21 protein-coding genes are annotated in these 20,182 nt (G+C 62.7%); 15 read left to right on the top strand and 6 right to left on the bottom strand.

The window, feature by feature from the left end:
- Positions 1-122 precede the first annotated feature (122 nt).
- Positions 123-1,361 carry a glycosyltransferase family 4 protein gene (locus QRN51_RS20940; protein ID WP_284991743.1) on the top strand — a complete coding sequence of 413 codons (1,239 nt, stop codon included), beginning with the start codon at positions 123-125 and terminating at the stop codon, positions 1,359-1,361.
- Entirely contained in the window at positions 1,358-2,797 is a 1,440-nt protein-coding gene (locus QRN51_RS20945) for a UDP-glucose dehydrogenase family protein (protein ID WP_284991744.1), read from the top strand. Before QRN51_RS20940 ends, QRN51_RS20945 begins: the two co-directional genes overlap by 4 nt.
- A gap of 9 nt (positions 2,798-2,806) precedes the next feature.
- On the opposite strand, the gene QRN51_RS20950 is transcribed toward QRN51_RS20945, so the two are convergent.
- Entirely contained in the window at positions 2,807-4,060 is a 1,254-nt protein-coding gene (locus QRN51_RS20950) for a beta-ketoacyl-[acyl-carrier-protein] synthase family protein (RefSeq protein ID WP_284991745.1), read from the bottom strand.
- 67 nt (positions 4,061-4,127) lie between these two features.
- On the opposite strand from QRN51_RS20950, the gene QRN51_RS20955 reads away from it, so the two are divergent.
- From QRN51_RS20955 to QRN51_RS20985, 7 genes are all read left to right on the top strand, one after another.
- Complete coding sequence (locus QRN51_RS20955; RefSeq protein ID WP_284991746.1) at positions 4,128-4,742, top strand: TetR/AcrR family transcriptional regulator; 615 nt, start codon at positions 4,128-4,130, stop codon at positions 4,740-4,742.
- 271 nt (positions 4,743-5,013) lie between these two features.
- On the top strand, positions 5,014-5,280 hold the full coding sequence (locus QRN51_RS20960) for an uberolysin/carnocyclin family circular bacteriocin (RefSeq protein ID WP_059388033.1): 267 nt from the start codon (positions 5,014-5,016) through the stop codon (positions 5,278-5,280).
- Positions 5,281-5,284: 4 nt separating this feature from the next.
- A complete protein-coding gene (locus QRN51_RS20965) occupies positions 5,285-5,845 on the top strand; it encodes a stage II sporulation protein M (RefSeq protein ID WP_284991747.1) in 561 nt (186 codons plus the stop codon).
- Between the two features lie 10 nt (positions 5,846-5,855).
- A complete protein-coding gene (locus QRN51_RS20970; protein ID WP_059388035.1) occupies positions 5,856-6,464 on the top strand; it encodes a hypothetical protein in 609 nt (202 codons plus the stop codon).
- A gap of 36 nt (positions 6,465-6,500) precedes the next feature.
- The gene (locus tag QRN51_RS20975; RefSeq protein ID WP_284991748.1) at positions 6,501-6,908 is read left to right on the top strand and encodes a hypothetical protein; all 408 of its coding nucleotides are present in this window, start codon (positions 6,501-6,503) and stop codon (positions 6,906-6,908) included.
- A gap of 6 nt (positions 6,909-6,914) precedes the next feature.
- Positions 6,915-8,444, top strand: coding sequence for a hypothetical protein (locus QRN51_RS20980; RefSeq protein ID WP_284991749.1), 1,530 nt, complete (start codon positions 6,915-6,917; stop codon positions 8,442-8,444).
- Entirely contained in the window at positions 8,396-9,040 is a 645-nt protein-coding gene (locus tag QRN51_RS20985) for an ABC transporter ATP-binding protein (protein WP_172465515.1), read from the top strand. Before QRN51_RS20980 ends, QRN51_RS20985 begins: the two co-directional genes overlap by 49 nt.
- Positions 9,041-9,060: 20 nt before the next feature.
- On the opposite strand, the gene QRN51_RS20990 is transcribed toward QRN51_RS20985, so the two are convergent.
- Positions 9,061-11,421, bottom strand: a complete 2,361-nt coding sequence (locus QRN51_RS20990; protein WP_284991750.1) for a helix-turn-helix transcriptional regulator — start codon at positions 11,419-11,421, stop codon at positions 9,061-9,063.
- Positions 11,422-12,586: 1,165 nt separating this feature from the next.
- Here QRN51_RS20990 and QRN51_RS23495 point away from each other — a divergent pair.
- On the top strand, positions 12,587-12,991 hold the full coding sequence (locus QRN51_RS23495; RefSeq protein WP_502870889.1) for a hypothetical protein: 405 nt from the start codon (positions 12,587-12,589) through the stop codon (positions 12,989-12,991).
- A 328-nt stretch (positions 12,992-13,319) separates the two neighbouring features.
- On the opposite strand, the gene cspE is transcribed toward QRN51_RS23495, so the two are convergent.
- On the bottom strand, positions 13,320-13,523 hold the full coding sequence (gene cspE, locus QRN51_RS21000; protein WP_028266315.1) for a transcription antiterminator/RNA stability regulator CspE: 204 nt from the start codon (positions 13,521-13,523) through the stop codon (positions 13,320-13,322).
- Between the two features lie 364 nt (positions 13,524-13,887).
- On the opposite strand from cspE, the gene QRN51_RS21005 reads away from it, so the two are divergent.
- The 3 genes from QRN51_RS21005 (at position 13,888) to QRN51_RS21015 (ending at position 16,316) form a co-directional block, all read left to right on the top strand.
- The gene (locus QRN51_RS21005) at positions 13,888-14,652 is read left to right on the top strand and encodes an alpha/beta fold hydrolase (RefSeq protein WP_284991751.1); all 765 of its coding nucleotides are present in this window, start codon (positions 13,888-13,890) and stop codon (positions 14,650-14,652) included.
- A gap of 106 nt (positions 14,653-14,758) precedes the next feature.
- Positions 14,759-15,547, top strand: coding sequence for an ABC transporter ATP-binding protein (locus tag QRN51_RS21010; RefSeq protein WP_084784388.1), 789 nt, complete (start codon positions 14,759-14,761; stop codon positions 15,545-15,547).
- Positions 15,540-16,316, top strand: coding sequence for an ABC transporter permease (locus QRN51_RS21015; protein WP_059388042.1), 777 nt, complete (start codon positions 15,540-15,542; stop codon positions 16,314-16,316). The genes QRN51_RS21010 and QRN51_RS21015 overlap by 8 nt, the downstream gene beginning before the upstream one ends.
- Positions 16,317-16,359: 43 nt before the next feature.
- Here QRN51_RS21015 and QRN51_RS21020 read toward each other — a convergent pair whose 3' ends face one another.
- Positions 16,360-16,971 (bottom strand): VOC family protein, encoded by a 612-nt coding sequence (locus QRN51_RS21020; RefSeq protein ID WP_284991752.1) that lies wholly within the window; start codon positions 16,969-16,971, stop codon positions 16,360-16,362.
- 642 nt (positions 16,972-17,613) lie between these two features.
- Here QRN51_RS21020 and QRN51_RS23445 point away from each other — a divergent pair.
- Entirely contained in the window at positions 17,614-18,162 is a 549-nt protein-coding gene (locus QRN51_RS23445) for a pentapeptide repeat-containing protein (protein ID WP_350225011.1), read from the top strand.
- Positions 18,163-18,183: 21 nt separating this feature from the next.
- Here QRN51_RS23445 and QRN51_RS21030 read toward each other — a convergent pair whose 3' ends face one another.
- Both QRN51_RS21030 and QRN51_RS21035 read right to left on the bottom strand, forming a co-directional pair.
- The gene (locus QRN51_RS21030) at positions 18,184-18,543 is read right to left on the bottom strand and encodes a VOC family protein (protein WP_059388050.1); all 360 of its coding nucleotides are present in this window, start codon (positions 18,541-18,543) and stop codon (positions 18,184-18,186) included.
- A 64-nt stretch (positions 18,544-18,607) separates the two neighbouring features.
- Positions 18,608-18,886, bottom strand: a complete 279-nt coding sequence (locus QRN51_RS21035) for a hypothetical protein (RefSeq protein WP_284991754.1) — start codon at positions 18,884-18,886, stop codon at positions 18,608-18,610.
- Between QRN51_RS21035 and QRN51_RS21040 the strand changes: the two genes are divergently transcribed.
- A complete protein-coding gene (locus tag QRN51_RS21040; protein ID WP_284991755.1) occupies positions 18,885-20,180 on the top strand; it encodes a flavin-containing monooxygenase in 1,296 nt (431 codons plus the stop codon). The genes QRN51_RS21035 and QRN51_RS21040 overlap by 2 nt on opposite strands.
- The last annotated feature ends 2 nt before the right edge of the window (positions 20,181-20,182 follow it).

A 20,182-nucleotide genomic window follows, 5' to 3' on the forward strand; every position in this document is an offset into this window, starting at 1 on the left:
CGCATGTTCGGTCGCTACGGATCCTCCACTCGGGGAAGCAACGTCAATTTGTTAACCAAACCTTCCCCTTGCGGTCACGCCCATTCCCCCGCTTCGCCAACCGCCGAGCACACCGTGGAGGGGTGAGGATCGCTATCGTTGCCGAATCATTCCTGCCGCTCATGAACGGGGTCACGCACTCCATCCTGCGGGTGCTCGAGCATCTGCAAGAGCGCGGCGACGAAGTGATGGTGATTGCGCCGTCGACGTCGGACACTGCTGTCTCGGACGTCGTGAACGGCGCCTTTGTCCACCGCCTCCCCTCCGTGCCCTTGGCCGGATACACCAATGTGCGGGTGGCGTTGGGCGGTGTGAGCCGGGTCAAGAGAATCCTTGCCGACTACGCACCGGACGTTGTCCACCTCGCATCTCCCTTCGTCCTCGGGTGGCGGGCTGTGCAAGCTGCGCACCAGCTCGGCATTCCGACGGTTGCCATCTACCAAACCGAGGTCCCCAGCTACGCCGCCCGCTATGGGCTCCCCATGCTGGAGAACTGGGCATGGAACCGGGTGGACAACATCCATCTTCGTGCAGACCGGACACTGGTCCCGTCCACGTTCGCGCTCAACCAGTTGCGCGGCCGCGGGATCCTCAGGGTGGGAATGTGGCGGCGCGGTGTGGATACCGCGCGCTTCTCCCCCACCAAGCGCTCGACGGCGTGGCGCACCTCCGTTGCGCCCCACGGCGAGCGCATCATCGGCTACGTCGGCCGCCTCGCGATCGAGAAACAAGTGGAGGACCTCGCCGTGCTGGCGGACCTGCCGGGAACCAGGCTTGTCATTGTGGGCGACGGTCCGCAACGCGCCGCCCTGGAAGCAGCGCTGCCGAATGCCTTCTTCACCGGGTTCCTCGGCGGCGACGAATTGGCCCGAGTCGTGGCGGGCTTCGACCTCTTCGTCCATCCCGGAGAGTTCGAAACGTTTTGCCAGACCATCCAGGAGGCCATGGCCTCCGGCGTTCCCGTCGTGGCCACCGGCCGGGGCGGTCCCCTCGATCTCGTGGAAAACTCGCGCACCGGCTGGCTTTACGAGCCAGGAGACCTCGCGCAGTTACGGGCCTACGTGCAGGACTTGGTGGGCGACGACGCCAAGCGCCGTGCGTTCGGAACGGCGGCACTCGCTTCGGTCCAAGGCCGGACCTGGCCGGTGCTGAGTGCCCAACTCGTCGAGCATTACGAGGCGGTAATCGCGGGGGAAGCGCTCGTAGAACCGGCCGCCGCTCCCAGCCACCCGGTTCAGGCAGCCGAACTTCAGGCGTCCGAACTTCACGCGGCAAAGCCTGCCACCATTTCCGTGACTTCCAGCAAAGGACTCCCAGCATGAAAATCTCCGTTGTAGGCTGCGGCTATCTTGGCGCAGTACACGCCGCCACGCTCGCGTCGATGGGCCACACCGTGGTGGGCATCGACGTCGACGCCCAGAAGGTGGCCCACCTGAACAAGGGTTTCGCGCCTTTCCACGAACCCGGCCTCGACGAACTTCTCCGCGACGGCTTCGCTACCAAGCGGCTCACGTTCTCCACCGATTTCGCCGACGCCGCCGGCGCCCAGACGCACTTCCTCTGCGTGGGCACTCCGCAATCCAAGACCTCCGATACGGCGGACCTCTCCTACGTGATCGCAGCCACGAAGAGCCTGCTTCCGCACCTGGCGAGGGGCGCCGCCGTCGTCGGCAAATCCACCGTTCCCGTGGGAACGGTGGACATGCTCCGCGGCATCCTTGCCCGCAGGCCGGATGTCCTGCTCGGCTGGAACCCCGAATTCCTGCGCCAAGGTACGGCAGTGAAGGACTCATTGGTCCCGGATCGTTTGGTGTACGGCGTGCCGGGCGGCAAGGACTCTGCCGCGGGCGCCCCTGTCACGGCTGCGCTCGACGCCGTCTACGAACCTCTGATTTCGGCCGGGATCCCGCGGCTGGTCTGCAACTTCGCGACCGCCGAGCTCATCAAGTCCGCCTCCAATGCGTACCTCGCCACGAAGCTCAGCTTCATCAACGCCATCGCCGAGCTTTGCGACGCTTCAGGGGCCGACGTTACCGAGCTCAGTGAGGCGATGGGGCTGGATCCGCGCATCGGCAACCGGTACCTCCACGCTGGACTGGGTTTCGGCGGCGGCTGCTTGCCGAAGGACATCCGCTCGTTCCGCGCACAGGCACAAGCGCTGTCCGTGCCTTCCCTCGACGAGTGGATGGGTGTGGTCGATTCCATCAACCTGGGTCAGCGCGCCCGCGCCGTGGACGTCGCCCGTGACATGTGCAAGGGCTTCCTGTCCGGCCGCACCGTCACCGTGCTGGGCGCGGCGTTCAAACCGGACACCGACGACATCCGTGACTCGCCCTCCCTCGACGTCGCACTCCAACTCGCCGCGGCCGGCGCCCACGTTACGGTGACGGATCCCAAGGCGATCAACAATGCCTGGATGCGCTATCCGCAGCTCCGCTTCGAAGCGTCCACCACGCGCGCTCTCGAAGGCGCCGAGTTGGTGCTGCTGCTCACCGAATGGGACGAATACCGCGCCCTCTCACCCGCCGCCGTCGGCTCGCTCGTACGACGCCGGATGGTCCTGGACGCGCGGAACGTCCTGGATGCTCGAGCATGGCGGGCGCAAGGCTGGACGGTTCGCGGGCTCGGAACCGGCTCCCACGATGAGACTTCGGAGCCGCTTACCGAAGCCAAACCTCCCGTCGTTCCCGTCGAACCGCTCAACACACGCCCGTTCATTGTCGGTCCGCCGGCCAAGGCACCCTCCACGCGACGGTAGTCGCGTGGTTCATCGTGTATTCGGGGCTTTGGGGTGCAGTGCATCGGTGATGACGAGGGAGACGTTCTGCCCACCGAAACCGAACGAGTTGCTGAGCACAGCCTGCTGAGGGACGTTCCGTCGTTGGATGCCGACGTCGAGGTTGATGTCGGGATCGACGGCGGTCGGGGTGAGGTTGCGGGTCGGCGGAATGACGTCGTGCTTCACGCTGAGGACCGCTATGAGAGCCTCGATCGCCCCTGCAGCCCCGAAGAGATGGCCGAGCGCCGCCTTGGGCGCCGTCACGGTCGCGTGCCCGAAAACCTCCCTGATGGCACGGGACTCGGCAGCATCTCCCACCGGCGTCCCAGTAGCATGGGCATTGATGTGCCCGATCTGCTCGGGAGCAAGTCCAGCTTGCGCGAGAGCCTTCCGCATTGCCGATATCTGACCGCTGCCTCCGGGAGCGGGGGCGGTGATGTGGTGCGCGTCGGCCGCGATGCCGGCTCCGGCGAGCACTGCGTGGACCCGTGCACCACGGGCGGCGGCGTGTTCCGCACTCTCTAGCACCAAGACTGCGGCTCCTTCTGCCAGGACAAATCCGCTGCGGTCCGCGGCAAACGGTCGAGACGCTGAGGCTGGCTCCGCGGTGTGGCGCGACAGCGCCTGGGTCTGCTTGAAACCGGCGACTGTGACCGGGGTAATCGCCGCCTCCGTTCCGCCCGCGATGACCACGTCTGCTTCGCCGGCACGGATGAGCCTGGCCCCTAGCGCAATCGCCTCGGCGCCGGATGAGCAGGCGGAGACCGGCGTGTATACCCCGGCGCGCGCACCGTAGGCGATGCTGATCAGCGCGGCAGCGGCGTTGGGCATGAGCATGGGTACGGTTCGTGGCGAGACACGGCGGGCACCCGACAGTTCAAGAACGTCGTCTTGCTCCAACAGGGTCTGCACGCCGCCGATTCCGGTGCCGATCGCCGAGGCAAGTCGCTCCGGGTCGACCTCAGGGGCGCCGGCGTCAGCCCAAGCCTCGGCCGCCGCGACAAGAGCTGCCTGCTGCGAGCGGTCCAGGCGTCTGGCTTGCACCGGCGACAAGTACGTGGCCGGGTCGATCGCCATTGTCCCGGCCACGGTGCCGGCCAGTTCGCCGTCCTCATGGCCGGGTAGAACCTTTCCTCGGATGCCGGACTCACCAGCCAGCAGGGCTTCCCAAGTCGATCTGACGTCGCCTCCGAGTGGCGTGATCGCGCCAAGCCCGGTCACTACAACCTCATTCCATCCCATAACCTTCAAGTTCCTCTCTTGTATGTCATACAACTGACCGTACTTTTGTATCACATACAATCGAGAGGTGATTCAGAAGCGAACCGAACCCGAGGCGCAGACCTCGACGCTCGAGCGCGGACGCGCGACCCGGAGGCGACTCATCGAGACCACGGCGCGACTCGGCAAGGAGCGCCACGGAGCCCAGCTGAGCGTCGCGGAGATCGCAGACGCGGCAGGAGTGTTCCCCAACCAGATCACCTACTACTTCGGTTCCAAGGACTCATTACTCGTGCACGCCGCATTCCTTGGTCTGCTCCACGACACCCGGCGGATCGAGCGGATCGGCCGCCAGGCCCCCGACGCTGCGACCTTCCGGCGCAACATCGCCCGTGCGGTCCTCGCCCTGCCCTCCCTCCCTTCGGTCGCGGGAGCACTCGCGACCGGAATCGCCAAGGCCGAGCTCGCCCCCGTGGTCGACGAGCACCTCCAACTGCTGTTCCGCCAATCGGAGCGCTTCGTGACCCAGCTTGTCGGCAGCCGGGGTTGGAGCCTCAAGCGACCCGTCGACGTCGAAGCCAGGACATTCTGGAGCGCCGCACTTGGTGCCGCACTCCTCGCACACGCCGGGGCGCACGGCACCGGCGCAGACCTCGACCTCGCCGGGACATTGACGGTCCACGACCAGACCGGCCACGTCTAAGTTCCTTAGCGTTCCCAGGCCGAGAACGGCTCTCAGTGTTTTTGCCCGGATTACACGTAGACGGGCCACCGCGCACACGGAGATCCGGCTTATTCACACTGAGAAACGGCCTTTTGCACACGGATTTTTCCGTTTTTTACACGGAGACGCCAATTTCACCGAGAGAATCTGAATCGTGGATGGCCTTCCTTTGAGGAGGGTCACCACTCTTCAAGGCCAGCGAAACCGTTGGCCGTTCTACTCGAGAAATGGGGTTGTAGTGGAATCAACAATGACGAAAAGGACCGGCCTTCAGGCTGCGGCCGCGGCTGCGCTGGCCGTGGTTGGCATCTTCGGCGCGAGCTTGGCCGTTTCATGGATCGCGGGGTCCCTTGGGATCTCTGCCGCGGCGGCGTCACAGATCATGCACGCCATTGAGGTCGGAGGCTGGGCTCTCGTTGTCATCGGCACAATTTTCGGGGCAGGAATCACGGGTGCCTTGATCGCAACGGCTCGAGGCATCCTCTTCCGCATCGGCCGGGCGCAAGCAGTCGCCTAAATCGATGCTTGCTAAGACAGCACGCGTGCTTGGGGGTATCCCTGGATGGTTGCTCCCAAGCACGGGCCTCGCCATGGCAGCCATAGCCATCTTCGGCTACTCGTCGGTGGACCTGTCCTGGATTCGGGACGCCAAGGACATGGGTGGGAGTCCCCTCTACAGCAAAGACTTCCTCCAGATCCTTGGGCGAAACATCGGTGCGGCCTTGGTGCTCTATTCGGGGGTCGCGACCCTCGGGATGACCACGCTGCTCGGAGCCGGAATCCTGGCGCTGTATGTCGGGGCGACGGTATCCCTCGGGGTGCATTCCGTCGGCGGTGCGGGCCTGGTTGCGGACGTGATGTGGTACGTCCCGTTCGAGTTCTTCGGCCTGGTAATGGCGGCGACCGCCGGATTCCAGCCCGCCGCGGGCCTGGCTCGGAGGCTGCTGATGAAGAACGAGCCTCCAACCCTGAGGTCGTTCATCGACGACATGGCCCGTTCCCTCGGCACTTTGCTCATTGCCATCGCCCTGATAGTCCTCGGTGCCGTCATCGAGGCCATCGTGATTCAGCTCAAGACCTGAGGAGGAATTCATGACCAGCACGGAAGACGGACGGAAGTCCGAAACCGTCATCAGCGTCGCAAAGGTCGGAAAGTTGCGTCCCGAGCCGTCATCAGCCAGGGAATGGGTCTCGACGTCCCGGGGTCTGTGGATCGCGGGCTACATCCTGCTCATGGCTTTGGTGGCTCTGCGGCTTCCCCTGACCAGAAAGTATCTCAACGCGAACGTTCCGGCGGACGTGCGCTCGGAAATCGGGGACGATCGCCTCCTGAGCCTCTCCATGACCGTGGGCACCGTTTTGTTCTTCCTTGTCTACGCCGTGATCATCGCTTTGTACTTCTCGCTGGCCGCGTTCTTGGACAAACGGGTGATCCCGGGAAAATCGGTGCTCGCGGGCCGCTTCAAGATCGGGGCCTTCTTTGTGATCGCCATTCTCGCCACGATCCCAGTGAATCTCTTCAGCGTGGCCTTTGGTGTCATCCAACCGCGGGAAATCCCCGGATATTGGGCCTATTTCCCCTCGATGGCCGTGCTGGCCCTGGTGATCTTCTACCGACATTGGCGCGAGTTTTCCACAGGCAGGAAGATCCTCGTTGTGCTTTCGGCCATGGGTCTGTCAACAATAGTCGCCATCGGCTGACCTTCCTCAACCACCACCCACGGACAGAAATTCTCAATGACTACTCAGCTCTTCGGCCTGCTTCCACGAATCGTGGGCCTCCTGGTCGCTGCATTCTCCTGCATTTCAGTCGGCCTGATGTGGGCTTCTCCCGCCCCGGAAGGCCTCAAGAACATAGATCCCCTCGCCGTGAAGAACACGATGGTCACCGTGCTTCTCGTCTTCGGAGTGGCGGCACCCTTGATTGCGGCCTTCAGCAAGGCCGGGAAATGGCTACCGCTCAAGGCGGCTGTTTTCGCCGTCGCTGGTTTCGCCAACGCGGCGGCCGTCAGCCCGGTAATAGTCGTCCCGTTCCAGGGCACGACGTCGGCCATCGCCGCGGTCTGTGCGCTCGGCCTCGCGGTCCTCACCATTGTGGCCTTCATGGACTCAGTCCAGAAGAAGAGTCCGCGGAGCAAGTTCTAGGCGCCGATGAGGACCAAAACCCCACCCGCCGACGTCGCAGGCCAAGCTTCTAACGCCAGCGTCCCTGCTGTGTCGGTCCGGAGGTCCGATTACCGAATCCTGCGCGACTTCCGGGCTTTCGAAATCGTCAATGCGATGCGTTTGCCGCTCACACTGGACGGTTTCAGGGCCCTCGCGATCTTCGGATCGATCGCCTTGGTCCTGCTCGGAACAATGGTGTTCGCATCCACGATGTCTGTTCTCCGCGACGGCCCGCTCCGCCAAGTCACGGCTGCTGTGCTCAACTGGGGATTCCTCGCGATCCTCTACTCCGCGGTCGCCTCAGTTCTCACCGAGGTAGTTTCAAGCCGACGGCTGGCAGTATCCGGCACTCCGCATTTGGAGCTCTTCCGGGCGATGGAACTTCCCCTCCCGCAGGTTGTGGTGAGATACGGTCTGGTCCCGGCGTTCCGCCGCACGGGCATCCTTTGGTATTCGGCCGCGGTATTCCTCCTGGTCTTCTTCGAGGAATCGCCGAGCTACTTTGGCGTCGTGGCGGCTTCGGCCTCCGTCCTGGCTCTCGCCTCGTGTGCGTGCGTCTACTGCGTCCTCCATTTCGCTTCAACACCTGCACGAAGGATGGGCCTCCATTGGCGGTATGGCCTTCTGGCGCTCATCCTTGGATTGTTGCTCGGGGCTGCCACGGGATTTCTCCTGCCTCAGCTCTCCCGGCTCGGCGGCCTCGCCGGGGACCCCTCGCGCTTCCTTCCGGCGTTGTACTCCCTGACAGCGGCCGCGTCCGGGATATTGATCCTGCTCAGCATCCGTGCCTGGCGTCGCCTCAGCTACCGCAGGATTTCTTTCAATACGGAGCGGAGCGGCAGCCAACGGCCGGCGACAAGCTTCGGGCTATTCGTTTTCACGGATCTGTTGAGCAGCAAACAGGGCTCGGTGATCGCCACCATCGTCCTTGCCTGGATCGCCGTCGTTGGCATCCTCTTGGGAGCGAGGGGCGTCTTCCCCCTGCAGTCGGCTCTCGGCTCCGGAGAGCTGCACAAATCCTTGATTGGTGCTGCAGTGCTCCTGAGCCTCGGCGTCACGGAACCGATGCTCTATCGGATCGGGCCCACCGCGAAGCTGTACCACTACCGCTTCGCATGGGAGAACGGATTCTCCGCCACCGCGATCGTTGTCCGGCTCGTCGGAATCTACGTCATGGCGGGGGCGGCCATCGGTGGATTTGTTTTCCTAGGCGCATTTCTCGCCCTGGACCTTCCGGCTCCTGGTGCTGTCCTCGCGGGTTTGATCGTCGCGGCGTCCGGAGTCGTCGCGGAATCCCTCTCCCGTCCGCCAACCACCACTGACGGGACCAAGTCCAATGACGTGATGGACGGCCTCTTCACACTCCTCCTGATTTCTCCATGCTCGCTCATTCTTGTTGTCAGCCCCGAGTTCAGCACCGTGTTGTTGTTGGGCTATTCCATCCTCTTGATCCTGGGAGTCGCCGTATGCCTGCATCAACGTCTTTTGAGGCTTCGATCGAAATCGATTCTGTAACCGCCGGCTACCGGCAAGGCACCCCTGTCCTGGACGGACTCAGTCTCAGCATGAACGAGCCCGGGCTTTACCGTGTGGCCGGCAGCAATGGCAGCGGGAAATCGACGCTCCTGGAGCTCATCAGCGGTTTCCTCCAACCTTGGGCCGGAAGCGTTCGGCTTTGCGGTATCGACGCCAGCTCACCGGACGCGCGCCACGTACGGAGCGTCTGCCGTACGACGCCGGCGCTATACCCCTCGATGACGGTTCACGACCATCTGGCTCTGGCGGCACGTAGCCGTCAGGTCGGTCCGGAGGCCGGGCTCGCCCGGCTGGCCAAGTATGGACTGAAGGACTGGGTGGAGCAGCCCGTCTCCATGCTGTCCACGGGCAATATCCGGAAGCTCTGGCTGCTCATGTGCACTGTGGCCGACACCCCTGTGGTCGCCATCGATGAGCCTTTCAACGGCATGGACGTTCGAGGCATCGAGGCCCTGATCGACGAGCTCGGCGACTGGGCACAGCACAAAGTGGTTGTCCTCATTTCGCACACAATTCCGGAGCAACTGACCGTTAGGCATTCCTTCGTCTTCAAGGAGGAAGGAGCAATCGCGTAGACCGAAGCCCACTGGCAGGCTCACTCGGAAAGCCGCTTTTCGCGGAACGGAGACGAATCCCGGACAAGGTCAAAGAGGGCCGTGCGGGAAGGGCTTCCTGTCTTGCGCAGCGCGTTGGAGATGTGGCTTTCCACGGTCCTGATACTGATTCCCAGATGCTCGGCGATCTCCGGGTTGGAGCGATGACCTGCCAGGGCTGCTATCTCGATTTCCCGGACGGTCAGGGGCGAGTAGCTTCCGGAACTAAACGCGACGGGCTCATCCGGCGAAGGAAAACGTGCCGCGAACATGGAGTACGCCCGGTCCATCGCAGCCGCACCGATCGTGTTGTCCACGAACGCATACCGCTTGAAGGCACCGCGGAGCAGCATCCGGACCTGGTAGAAATCGGCGTCGGGCTCGTAATGCTCGAGCAGCACGCCGAGCATTTGGTGGTCGTCCTCCACCACGGCCGCGGCAATTGCCAAGAGTTGATCATGTGAAGCGGCCGGTGCATACTCTTTCAAGGTCTGCCGGAGGAGATCGAGAACTTTCCGGCCCGGGAGAAGGCACGTGAAGAAGAGCGCGGAATAGATCGCCTCGAGGACATAGCCACGTTCGAGCTGCCGTTGAATGAGGTTCGCGGCCTTCCCGTCGAATACAGCGGGAATGAGGGGTCGCGCGGCGACGAGCTCGTACACGCCTCTCGCTGTCCCGGGGAGCGGGCCGATGTCTTCAGCTTCGCGCCGTGCCTGGGTGGCAAGGGTCGCTGCGGGCAAGATCGCGGACGTCGCCGTCCTGAGCCCGGCGAGCCTAAGCATTGCGTCGTGAAGGGAAGCCACCAGGAAGCCTGGCCGCCCCATGGCAAACACACTGCCCATGAGGTACTCGGCGTCGTCGAAATAGCCGCGGTAGATCAGGGCCTGGGCAGCCACATAGGTGTTGCAAACCATCCCGAACTGGTCCAGCTTGCGGCGGGCATCTCCGCGTTGGTCAAGCGCAAAGACAATCGACTCATCGATCCGCCCCGAGCTGAACAAAGCCATTCCACGGATGAACGGTTCGATTCCCGGAATGCCTCTTAAGCCGCCTGAAGTGTCGATGGCTTTGAGCGCGGCGGAAGGGTTGAATCGGTAGAGTTCCAGGATGCCCCGGATGCTGGCTATCACACCGCTTTCGGGGTGACGATCGTGCAGACGCGCGAAGATCCCGTCGAGGTTCTCCGGCATTCTGTCGTAGGACGCCACGAGGAAAAGTTCTGCCGCTTCGGCTTCGGCGGACCATTTGGGACGTTCCTCCCCGAAGCTCCTGAGGGCGCCGGCCGCAGAGTCCAGTCCTTTGCCCTTATGGATCGCCCAAAGCGCTTTGGTAAATGCCAGGAACAGGAGATCGCACGATTCGCCTTCCGAGGTCACGGTCTGGGCAAGGATCCGCTCAATTCTCGATGCGTCAATCGGCGAGCCCCAATAGACCCTCAGAAGTGCCACAGCATTCGATACTGACCTTTCGGCATTCCACAGCTCGTATCGCTTGCGCTCCAGGACGGATACTTGCTCATGAAAATGGCGTGCCGTTGCGGCGTCGTCCGAGCTCCGTTCAAGGCGCAGCGCAGCCAGGACCCTCATCAGAGAATCAGCCGAGTTGAGGTCAACGTGGGATTCCTGTGGCAAACCGCTGAGGGCTCGGGTGATTCGACTCTTCAGGACCCGCCTGCTTGTGAGCACTCTTTGACCACGGAAGTAGTCGGCCAGGACCGGTGGCGTGATCGAAGCGGAGACAGTGTTGTGGAGGTCCTCCACAACGGAAATGAGGCCGCGCTGTTCGAGCCTGTCGAGAACATCGGAATGAACTACCTGTTGCAGTACGTCGAGGGGCGTGGTCCCGGCGATGGCCATGGCTTGAAGGCCCGTGAGTTCGTCGGCTTCGAGTCCTTCGAGGAGGGATTCCACCGTGCCATGAAGGTGCTCGTTCCACAGGGTGTCGCCCGTCATGCGCCATTGACCATGGCGGAGGACAATCAAGCCACTGAGGGAAGCAGTTTCCGCGATGCGAACCACAAGCCGCGGGTTCCCTGCCGATTTCGTCAGGATCCGGGCAGTGGTGTCGGTGTCCGCCGGGGCTCCCAGAATGCCGGTGAGGAGCTCGTTCACTTGCTCGTAGCGAAGCGGATTCAGGTGAACCCTGGCTTCCGGTCCGGGGCTGAGCACCGCTGGCTGTGCCATCGAGTAGATGGATGACTCGCTCATGGTGACGATCATGGGCCGTTTCGTCCGACGCCGGACGGCGTCCAGAACCGCAACAGTCTCCGTGTCGACGAAGTCGAGGTCATCGACCACAAGCACGCGCTCCCCTGGCCTGGAGAGCCGGCTCGCCAGGGTGTCAGCTACACCGAGGACTCCCAATTGGCCTATTCGAATATCCAGGCTCAGGCTATGTATTCCACCAAAGGGTATTTCGCGATGTGAGCGGAGTCCCGAAACGGAGTAAACCGTTGCTCCGGTATTTTCCAGATCGGCGATAGCCTTTTGCACCACACTCGTGCGGCCGCTGCCAGGCGCGCCGACAATTCGAACTATCATTCCGCGAGCAACGTAGTCCAGCGTTCGCCGAACTTCCTGATCGAACACTCGCGATCCAACTTTCTCTGACGCGCTGATCCAGCACTCTCCGGTCCTTAGGTGGTGCGAGGTCCAGACGATTCAACTGTTTCCTGCCCAAAGCCGGGCGTTGGCAGGCGGACTCCCAAGCACTCCCACGGAATCCCCCGGGGTGCGCTGACGAACCTCGTTCCAAGGGAAACCGTAAAGTCCGAAACGGCCATCTAAGTGGTGTTTTGGCAAAACTCAGTGTGCGCGGGGAGCCGTCTACGTGTGCCGACGTGGGGTTTTGTTCCGCATCTCCGTGTGCGCCGAAGAAAACTCAGTGTTCCCCCGGCGTCCAAGGAGGTGGGGTTTCGCGATGAATTTTCCATGGTGCTCCTGGTGGTGGTCTCTTGCTTCCGACGCTACGGGGGTTTCGTGGCCGCCTCTAGATCGAACCTCGCGCATGTGGATATTTATTCGAATCTTGTTTTCATAGATCGAATATAAATTCGAATTTGCAGAATGGACCACAACCTCTTGGGACCCTGTCAAGAGGCTTTCTCGTCCATGTGGACAACTTCTTCTTTTCTCGCATTTCAGATGCTAGGATCTGCTGACATTCGCGTCAAAAACTGAATCATGGGGGCAATAAATGAATACTCGCGCGCCTGAAAACAACGGGGAAATAAAGCACGCGTCGCACGACTTCTTGAAATCTCGGAAGAATATCTTCAAGGTCTTTGCCATCGTCACGTCTACTGCCGCAGCACTCTCCCTTGCCGCCTGCGGCGGAGCCAGCCCAACAACCTCCCAAGCGGGGGCCACTCAATCGGCATCAACTTCCGCCTCGGCGACGCCCACCCCAACTCCCACGCCCACACCGACCGCGCCGAAATCGGTGTCCTGCGTAACGGAGAACACAACCGAGAGCTACCCGCCCAAGGTGTTCATCTGCACAAAATCCGACGCGGGCACCTTAGTTTGGATGGAACGCTCAGAGTCAAAGAAAGTAACCGACGCTCGCGCAGCAGCAGCTGCGGCGAAGGCGGCGGCAGACAAGGCCGCAGCAGACAAAGCAGCAGCTGACAAGGCCGCTGCTGACAAGGCGGCGGCAGACCAAGCAGCGGCCGACGCGGCTGCGGCTCAAGCCGCCGCAGCACAGGCAGCGCAAGCAGCCGCAGCACAGGCGGCCGCAAAGCAAGCGGCTCCCGCAGCGCCGTCGGGCTGTGACCCCAACTATGCCTGGGCGTGCGTCCCGATTGCTTCAGACGTCGACTGCGCAGGCGGTAAGGGTAATGGCCCAGCCTACGTGCGTGGTCCTGTCAAGGTGATCGGGACTGACATATACGGTCTCGACAACGACGGTGACGGCATCGGCTGCGAGAAATAGCCGTCGGATTCTGCTGGATCATTCTCTTCGCCGAAGTTGCCGGTCCCGTGATTCCGCGGGACCGGCGTTTGTCCATTCGAATGATTGAGCAGAATCCGACATCCGAGCGAAGACGATCCAGGGACGGACATGACCAAGCCCAAGGCCGAGCGCTACAGCAAAAGCTAAGCGACACGCCAAATCCCTGTCGCTACCGGAATTCCGGTGTCGACAGGGATTTGGCGTGTCGCCGGGTATATGCGCGTCGAAAGGTCCCCACGCGACCCGGAAATGGGCACAAAAAAGCAGGGCCGGTCAATGACCGGCCCTGCTTTTTGAAATCCGAAGCTTAGAGAGCCTGGATGTTTACTGCCTGGGGACCCTTGGGGCCCTGCTCGACGTCGAAGGAAACCTTCTGGTTCTCTTCGAGGGAGCGGTAGCCGCCCGAGTTAATTGCAGAGTAGTGAGCGAAAACGTCCTGGCTGCCATCTTCCGGGGAGATGAAGCCGAAGCCCTTTTCGGAGTTGAACCACTTGACGATACCTGTAGCCATTTTTTCAGTTTCCTTACTGAAGGTGGAGGTTGTCCCGACTGTCGGGCCTCCGGTGTGGGGTGTTCTCCACCGTTACTTCAGAAGGTCGCGGTTGATGAACCGCGGGAACTGCCTGAACTACCAAATGCCAAACACAACAACAGCTCCAAGCATACAGGCCTTTGGCCGGATGGCTACTATTTGTCGAAATCCTTCATCTGCCGCGCGCCGCCAACCGCGGCAACAGGACACCGCCTCGTCGCTTCGATGCTGCTCTACACCGAGCTCTCGCCGCTGCGCTGGACGCCGGCCTCTCGGTCCTCGGCCCCGGAAAATAGTCCTTCCTCCCCCTCCCTTAGCACCCCAAGAGGCGTAGAGTTCCGCCATGGAGCCGATTCGGGTCGTCCTTCTTCCGGGGAGCGTCCTTCCCGCCGAACCCGCCTACGGGGCGCTGATCGAAGCGCTGGGTCCCGACGTTGACGCCGTCGCGAAGGACCTGGAACTGTACGACGGCGATGAGCCGCCGCCGGGCTGGAGCCTGGACACCGAAATCGATGGTGTCCTCCGCGAGGCCGACGCCCGGGGCTGGGAGACGTTCCATTTGCTCGGCTATTCGGGCGGCGGGGCAGCGTCTTTGGCGTTCACCGCCAAGCATCCACAGCGACTGCTCAGTCTCACGCTCCTGGAGCCCGCATGGGCGGGAAGCTGGGACTGGAGTCCGGCGCACACCCGGCTCTGGAAGGACTATGAGGCGCTGGAATCGCTACCGCCAGATCAATTCATGGCCGCGTTCATGAGGCTGGGAGTGAAGCCCGACGTCGTCCTTCCGCCACCGCCCGAAGGCGGACCGCCGCCGTGGATGGCCAAGCGGCCGGCGGGGATCAGGGCATTCCTGCGTGACTTCAAGATTTACGATCTGGATAGGGCGCGGCTTGCTGCGTTCAATCGGCCGGTGTTCTTCGTCCTCGGCGGCCTGAGCAACCCTGACGACTATGGCGAGGTTGCCGAGCGGCTGTCCACGGTATTCCCTGACTTCCGCCTCGAGGTGTTCCCGGACCGCCACCATTTCGATCCCCCGCACCGGATCGAGCCCGACCGGCTCGGCGCGTTGCTGCGGGACCACTGGGAACGGGCGAATCGGGTCGTTTAGGGCGCGGTGTCGGCTCCCACGAAAACATCAGGTTCCCGCATATAGACTCATCGAAACGGCGCCCTGACATGGGGCGGTTCGGCCAGCCTGAGAGGGATACGGCTCGATGAGTGAAGTGAATGTGCCGGCACAGCCGCCGGTTTTGGACGTCAGCGCGTTGCGCGTCGCGTATGGCGAGCGGACCGTCGTCGACGGCGTCAGTTTTCAGATTCATCGCGGTGAGATCTTCGGCTTGCTAGGGCCGAACGGCGCAGGGAAGACCAGCACACTCAGTGCCATCGAGGGGCTGGTCAAGCCGAAATCCGGGCAACTGCTGGTGGACGGAATCGATGTTCAACAAGAGCCTCTGGACGCGAAAGCGCGCCTCGGGGTGCAACTGCAGTCCTCCAGTTTCCAGGCCGAACTGACCATTCAGCAGATCGCAAGGCTTTACGGCGGGCTCTACGGAGTGAAACTCTCGCGTGAGCAGATCGGTACGAGTATGCGGGCCATCGGGCTCGAACAGGAATTGGGCAAACGGTTCAAACAGCTGTCGGGCGGGCAGCAGCAACGGCTGGCACTGTTCATTGCCACCATCCACAACCCCCTCCTTCTGCTGCTCGACGAGCCAACTGCCGGGCTGGACCCGCAGTCGCGCCGTGGGCTATGGCGCCGAATCGAAGAACTTCGTGGAGAAGGCAACAGCATTCTCCTCACCACCCACTCCATGGAAGAAGCGCAGGCCGTGTGCGACCGGGTAGCGATCATCGACCATGGCGTACTTCTCACGGTTGGAGAGCCCTCGGAGCTGATCGACAAGCACAGGGAGGATCCGCGCGTGCTTTCAGTGGCCCACGGTGCGCCCACTCTGGAAGACGTCTTCATCGGACTGACAGGAAGTGAAATCCGTGACTAACGCCGCCGCGGTCAATACCGCCCGCCCGCCGCTCGGCCTGGCGATGGGCTCGTTGCTTCGCGCGGACTCCATTGTGATGCTCAATAGCAAGACCTCACTTGTCTTGAGCGCCCTGCTGCCGATCGTGATCCTCGTGGCCACAACCTTCGGCAAGGGGCAATCACGCCTCGGAGGATCCACCCTCATCATCGGTTTGGCCTTGACCCTTGGCCTGCTCACGTCGTGCTTGCTCGGTTTCACGCTGGCCCTGGCTCACGATCGGGACATCGGTGTGCTGCAAAGGCTTCGGGTCACACCGGCACCGAACTGGATGATCATGACCAGCCGCCTCATCGTGCAGGTGGTCACCAATCTGGTCGCTTCCATCATCGTGGTGATCGTCGGTGCAATTGTTCACGGCCTGACGCTGAACGTTGGCCAGTACCTTTTGGTCATCGCCGTCGCTATTCTCGGGGCCGCCGTCTTCCTGGCCATTGGACAAGCGCTCGTCGGCTTGATCCGGTCCACCAACGCCATCAGCGCGATCGGCCGACTGCTCATGATCGCCCTGTTGCTCCTAGGCGTCCTCGGCGGAACCGGCATCCTCGGCGACACGATCAAGTCAATTTCGGACTGGTCTCCGGTCGGAGGCCTCATGACACTCTTTTCGGATGTCCTGAACCAGTCGGCCTGGAGCGGCCAGGACACCGGCTCGCTCCTGGCATGCGTCGCTTACGTCGCGGTGTTCGCCTTCATCGGAATCCGCTGGTTCCGATGGGAATCGCGGTAGTGCGGGGCTAGCCGCGGCGTCCCTGGCAGCGCCGCGCGCCCCCTCACGCTGAGGCGGGCTCCCACGCGAACCCGTCCGGGTCGGTGAACGGGCCGGCGTCGCTGCTGATCGCGAGACGGTGCGAACCGGTGCCGTCGGGAGAGACGCCGGCGTCCTTGGCGAGGGCCCGGCGCGCGTAGAGACCCAGCTGGACGGGACTCGACGGCATGGCGAACTCGACGTACTTGCCGAAGCTCTTCCCAACGGCGAGGCCCCGGTCCGCGTAGAACCGTTTGCTAGCCGAAACGTCCGCGACCGCCATTAGGAGCACGATCTTGTCGACCTCCCGGGTGGCCGGACCGCTGTTCTTCTTGGCCGACGTCGCGACCTTCCAGATCGCGCCGTCCGGAGCCTGTACGACGCCGCCGTAGCCCCACAAGGACTTCGCCACTGGTTTGAGGGTCGTGGCACCGGCTTCCACAGCGGAATCGATGAGGCTGCTGACGGTGGACGGCTGCGACACGACGAGCGACAGCGTGAACCCGCGGAAGCCGTCAGTAGGAGCGTTCGAGGCCCGCACGCGCACCCGCTCGCCTAATCCGAAGGCGGCGTCGTAGAAAGCGGTAGCGGCCGCGGGGTCGGGAACTTCGAGGGTGACTGAGTCGATGGCGGTCATGGCATGTCCTTTAGTGGGGTGGGTTGCTTTGTGATTTCGACTTTATGCCGAGGCTCCACTAACCGCTTCTTCAATCCTGACCGATGTGTTTCGCACCCGTGTGCCCTGGCTTCATGTCGATGTCAACCGAGGAATGGCCGAGCGGTAGTCGAGTATTCTGATGTCAGTGATACTTCATTTTTCTCTGTGACCCAGCGTCTTTCAGCGCTTCCAGTTCGCTCCCTAGAGGAGCGGTGATTCCCTGCGCCTGCCAGGGGAACTCCATGTGGATTTCCCCTGCTCACCGGCCCAAAAGCGAACTCACCACTGGAAGATCAAATGGAAACAACATCAACGAACTCAGCCGAGCCCTTTTCGCCTGCCCTAGACCGGCAATCCCTGCGCCCTGACTGCGGAAACTGTTTTGCCCTATGCTGCACGGCCTTCGGATTCTCACGTTCCGCGGATTTTGCGCTCGATAAACCGGCAGGCTCTCCTTGCCAAAACCTCGCGCCTGATTTCTCGTGCAGAATCCACCACAGCCTGGGCCCGAGGGGCTTTCGTGGGTGCACGGTCTTTGACTGTTTCGGGGCAGGTCAAAATGTATCGCAAGGGTTCTTCGCCGGAAAGAGTTGGCTTGAGAACCCTGGCACAAAAGACGAAATGTTTTCCGCGTTCAAAGCTGCCCGTCAGCTTCATGAGATGCTCTGGTACCTGGCCGAGGCACAGAACCGGGCTTTCGATCCCGATACGTCACGCCGTGCGGTTCAACTCCGGAACACCGTCGAGCATGCAGTCCGCGGCGAACTGCCGGAGCTGCTTTCACTGGATATTCGAGATCTTCATTCCCAGGTGAGGTCAACGCTCATGGATGTCAGCGCAGAAGTACGGGCCTCCTATTTTGCCGCCGGTGATGACCACCTGGATCCAGCGCTCACGCCGGGAGCGGACCTGATGGGCAGTAATCTCAGTTCCCGCCGGTTGTGCGGGGCAGACCTCCGCGGGGCCTACCTTATCGCTGCGGATCTGCGGGGCAGTGACTTATCGGGTGTGGATCTGCTCGGCGCAGACCTCAGGGATGTCCGGCTTGAACGCGCCGATCTTTCCAAAGCCTTGTATCTGACCCAACCGCAGCTCAACGCCGCGCAAGGTGGCCGTGCAACTCTTTTGCCTTCGGATCTCGAAATGCCCCCGCACTGGCACAACCGATGATCACCCTCCCCGCCAGGCACGTCAGTCCAGGCAGAGGCACAAAGGATGACCGGCGGGGTCGAGGAACACGCGGAATGTCGTTCCCGGTTGGTTCTCATGCTTGGTCGCGCCGAGTTCGAGCACAGCCGCCTCAGCGGTGTCGAGGTCGTCGACCACGACGTCGAGGTGCATCTGTTGCGGGACGTCCTGGCCTGGCCATTCCGGCGCCCTGTAGGAGTCGACTTTCTGGAAAGCCATCGAATCGCCGTACTCGGCGCGGACGGACCACCAGTCGTCGTCGTTCCGCTCGATTTTCCACTCGAGCAGTGCGCTGTAGAACTCGGCCAGGGTCTTGGGGTCGGGACAATCGAGTACCACGACGGGGAAGCGTGCGATAGCCATGGCCAACACTCTAGGACCGTTTCCGGAGGATCGCATCAAGTTCGACCATCCGAATTAGCCGAAACTACCGGTACCGTGTGGCAAGCTCCGGGCTCTGCGCTCCGAAAGCGGCGAGGTCCGCTTGGAAGACTGCGTCGAGAAGACCGCTGTCCTCTACGCCCGGCGCGCAGACGGTTTCGCCCAGTTCCAGGCCGGGCTGGTTGGCGCAGATCTCGGCGACCGAGCCGATACCCGCCGTCGTGGACAGATCGGCGACGACGGTCCGGACCGTCAGTGCTGTCCACCTCCCGCACCTGAATCTCGGGGCGTAAAGTTCTGCCAAGGGACCGGAAGGATCGCTCATGGAGACTGCCCCGCCCACAGCCGCACAACAGAACAGAGCGGCACAACAAAACCGCCCCCTCGAGATCGACACGCTCGTTGTCGGTGGAGGCCAAGCGGGACTGGCCACGAGCTACTTCCTCAGCCGGGCCGGCGTCGAGCACTTGGTCCTTGAACGGCGATACGCGCTGGGCGGCGCGTGGCAGGATCGCTGGGATGCGTTCGTGCTGAACACGCCGAACTTCTCGCTAGACCTGCCCGGGATGCCATACGCGGGGCCGGAGCCGGAGGCGTTCATGGCCCGTGACGACGTGGTGGACTATTTCCGCGACTACGCGAAGAGGATCGGTGCCCCGGTCCGTACAGGCACGGACGTCACGTGGATCTCGACGTCGGATGGCAGCTTCAGCGTTGAAACGTCCGACGGCGGCTGGCGGGCACGCAATGTGGTGCTGGCGACCGGCGCATATCAAATACCGAAAATCCCGGCACTGTCCGCCGGACTCCCGAAGAGTGTCCTGCAACTCCACACGCACGACTATCGCAATCCGGAGCAACTGCCGGACGGTGCCGCGCTGATCGTCGGGACCGGGCAGTCGGGCGGGCAGATCGCGGAAGACCTGCTCGCGGCCGGGCGCGAGGTGCATCTGGCGGTGTCGACGTGTCCGGAGGCGCCCCGCAGGTATCGCGGGCACGACATCCTCTATTGGCTCCTGCAAGCTGGAATCCATGGGCCGGAGTACGGGATCAACGCCTTGACGGTCGGACAGTTGCCCTCTCCCGCGGCGCGGTTCGCCTGCAACCCCCTGCTCTCCGGCACCGACGGCGGCCACGACATCCACCTCCGCGAACTCGGCCGCCAAGGCGTCCAGCTGCACGGGCACCTGGAAGCAGCCGACGACGGCGAACTCACCTTCACGGACGACCTCCCCCAACGCCTCGCAACAGTCGAGGCCGGGTTCGGCCAGCGCATGGGCCGTGCGCTCGACGCCTACATCGCCGCCGCTGGAATAGACGCGCCTGAGGCTTTGCCAGCGCCCGCGGACGACTGGCTACCTGTCGCCTCGCCCCGGGTCAACCTGGCCGCAGAGAACATCACCTCGGTACTTTGGGCCACCGGTTACCAACTGGACCTCAGCTTCGTGGATATTCCTGTCCTGGACGCCTGGAACTACCCGCGACATACCCGCGGCGTCACCGAACAGCCGGGGCTATACGTAGTGGGGTTGCCGTGGTTGACGGGGCACTACTCGTCGATCGTCGGCGGGGTGGGCGTGGATGCGGAGTATGTCGCGGGGTGCGTGGCGGGGCGGTGAGG

It is taken from the genome of Arthrobacter sp. efr-133-TYG-120, from assembly GCF_030209785.1.
Lineage (GTDB): Bacteria > Actinomycetota > Actinomycetes > Actinomycetales > Micrococcaceae > Arthrobacter.

What these genes read in the sequence shown, in the direction of transcription:
- QRN51_RS23445 (WP_350225011.1), top strand. Translation starts at nt 17,614, where the DNA reads ATGTTTTCCGCGTTCAAAGCTGCCCGTCAGCTTCATGAGATGCTCTGG.
- QRN51_RS20950 (WP_284991745.1), bottom strand. Translation starts at nt 4,060, where the DNA reads ATGGGATGGAATGAGGTTGTAGTGACCGGGCTTGGCGCGATCACGCCA.
- QRN51_RS20980 (WP_284991749.1), top strand. Translation starts at nt 6,915, where the DNA reads ATGAGGACCAAAACCCCACCCGCCGACGTCGCAGGCCAAGCTTCTAAC.
- QRN51_RS20970 (WP_059388035.1), top strand. Translation starts at nt 5,856, where the DNA reads ATGACCAGCACGGAAGACGGACGGAAGTCCGAAACCGTCATCAGCGTC.
- QRN51_RS23495 (WP_502870889.1), top strand. Translation starts at nt 12,587, where the DNA reads ATGGAACGCTCAGAGTCAAAGAAAGTAACCGACGCTCGCGCAGCAGCA.
- QRN51_RS20960 (WP_059388033.1), top strand. Translation starts at nt 5,014, where the DNA reads ATGACGAAAAGGACCGGCCTTCAGGCTGCGGCCGCGGCTGCGCTGGCC.
- QRN51_RS21040 (WP_284991755.1), top strand. Translation starts at nt 18,885, where the DNA reads ATGGAGACTGCCCCGCCCACAGCCGCACAACAGAACAGAGCGGCACAA.
- QRN51_RS20965 (WP_284991747.1), top strand. Translation starts at nt 5,285, where the DNA reads ATGCTTGCTAAGACAGCACGCGTGCTTGGGGGTATCCCTGGATGGTTG.
- QRN51_RS21030 (WP_059388050.1), bottom strand. Translation starts at nt 18,543, where the DNA reads ATGGCTATCGCACGCTTCCCCGTCGTGGTACTCGATTGTCCCGACCCC.
- QRN51_RS20985 (WP_172465515.1), top strand. Translation starts at nt 8,396, where the DNA reads ATGCCTGCATCAACGTCTTTTGAGGCTTCGATCGAAATCGATTCTGTA.
- QRN51_RS21010 (WP_084784388.1), top strand. Translation starts at nt 14,759, where the DNA reads ATGAGTGAAGTGAATGTGCCGGCACAGCCGCCGGTTTTGGACGTCAGC.
- QRN51_RS20945 (WP_284991744.1), top strand. Translation starts at nt 1,358, where the DNA reads ATGAAAATCTCCGTTGTAGGCTGCGGCTATCTTGGCGCAGTACACGCC.
- QRN51_RS20975 (WP_284991748.1), top strand. Translation starts at nt 6,501, where the DNA reads ATGACTACTCAGCTCTTCGGCCTGCTTCCACGAATCGTGGGCCTCCTG.
- QRN51_RS21035 (WP_284991754.1), bottom strand. Translation starts at nt 18,886, where the DNA reads ATGAGCGATCCTTCCGGTCCCTTGGCAGAACTTTACGCCCCGAGATTC.
- cspE (WP_028266315.1), bottom strand. Translation starts at nt 13,523, where the DNA reads ATGGCTACAGGTATCGTCAAGTGGTTCAACTCCGAAAAGGGCTTCGGC.
- QRN51_RS21005 (WP_284991751.1), top strand. Translation starts at nt 13,888, where the DNA reads ATGGAGCCGATTCGGGTCGTCCTTCTTCCGGGGAGCGTCCTTCCCGCC.
- QRN51_RS21020 (WP_284991752.1), bottom strand. Translation starts at nt 16,971, where the DNA reads ATGACCGCCATCGACTCAGTCACCCTCGAAGTTCCCGACCCCGCGGCC.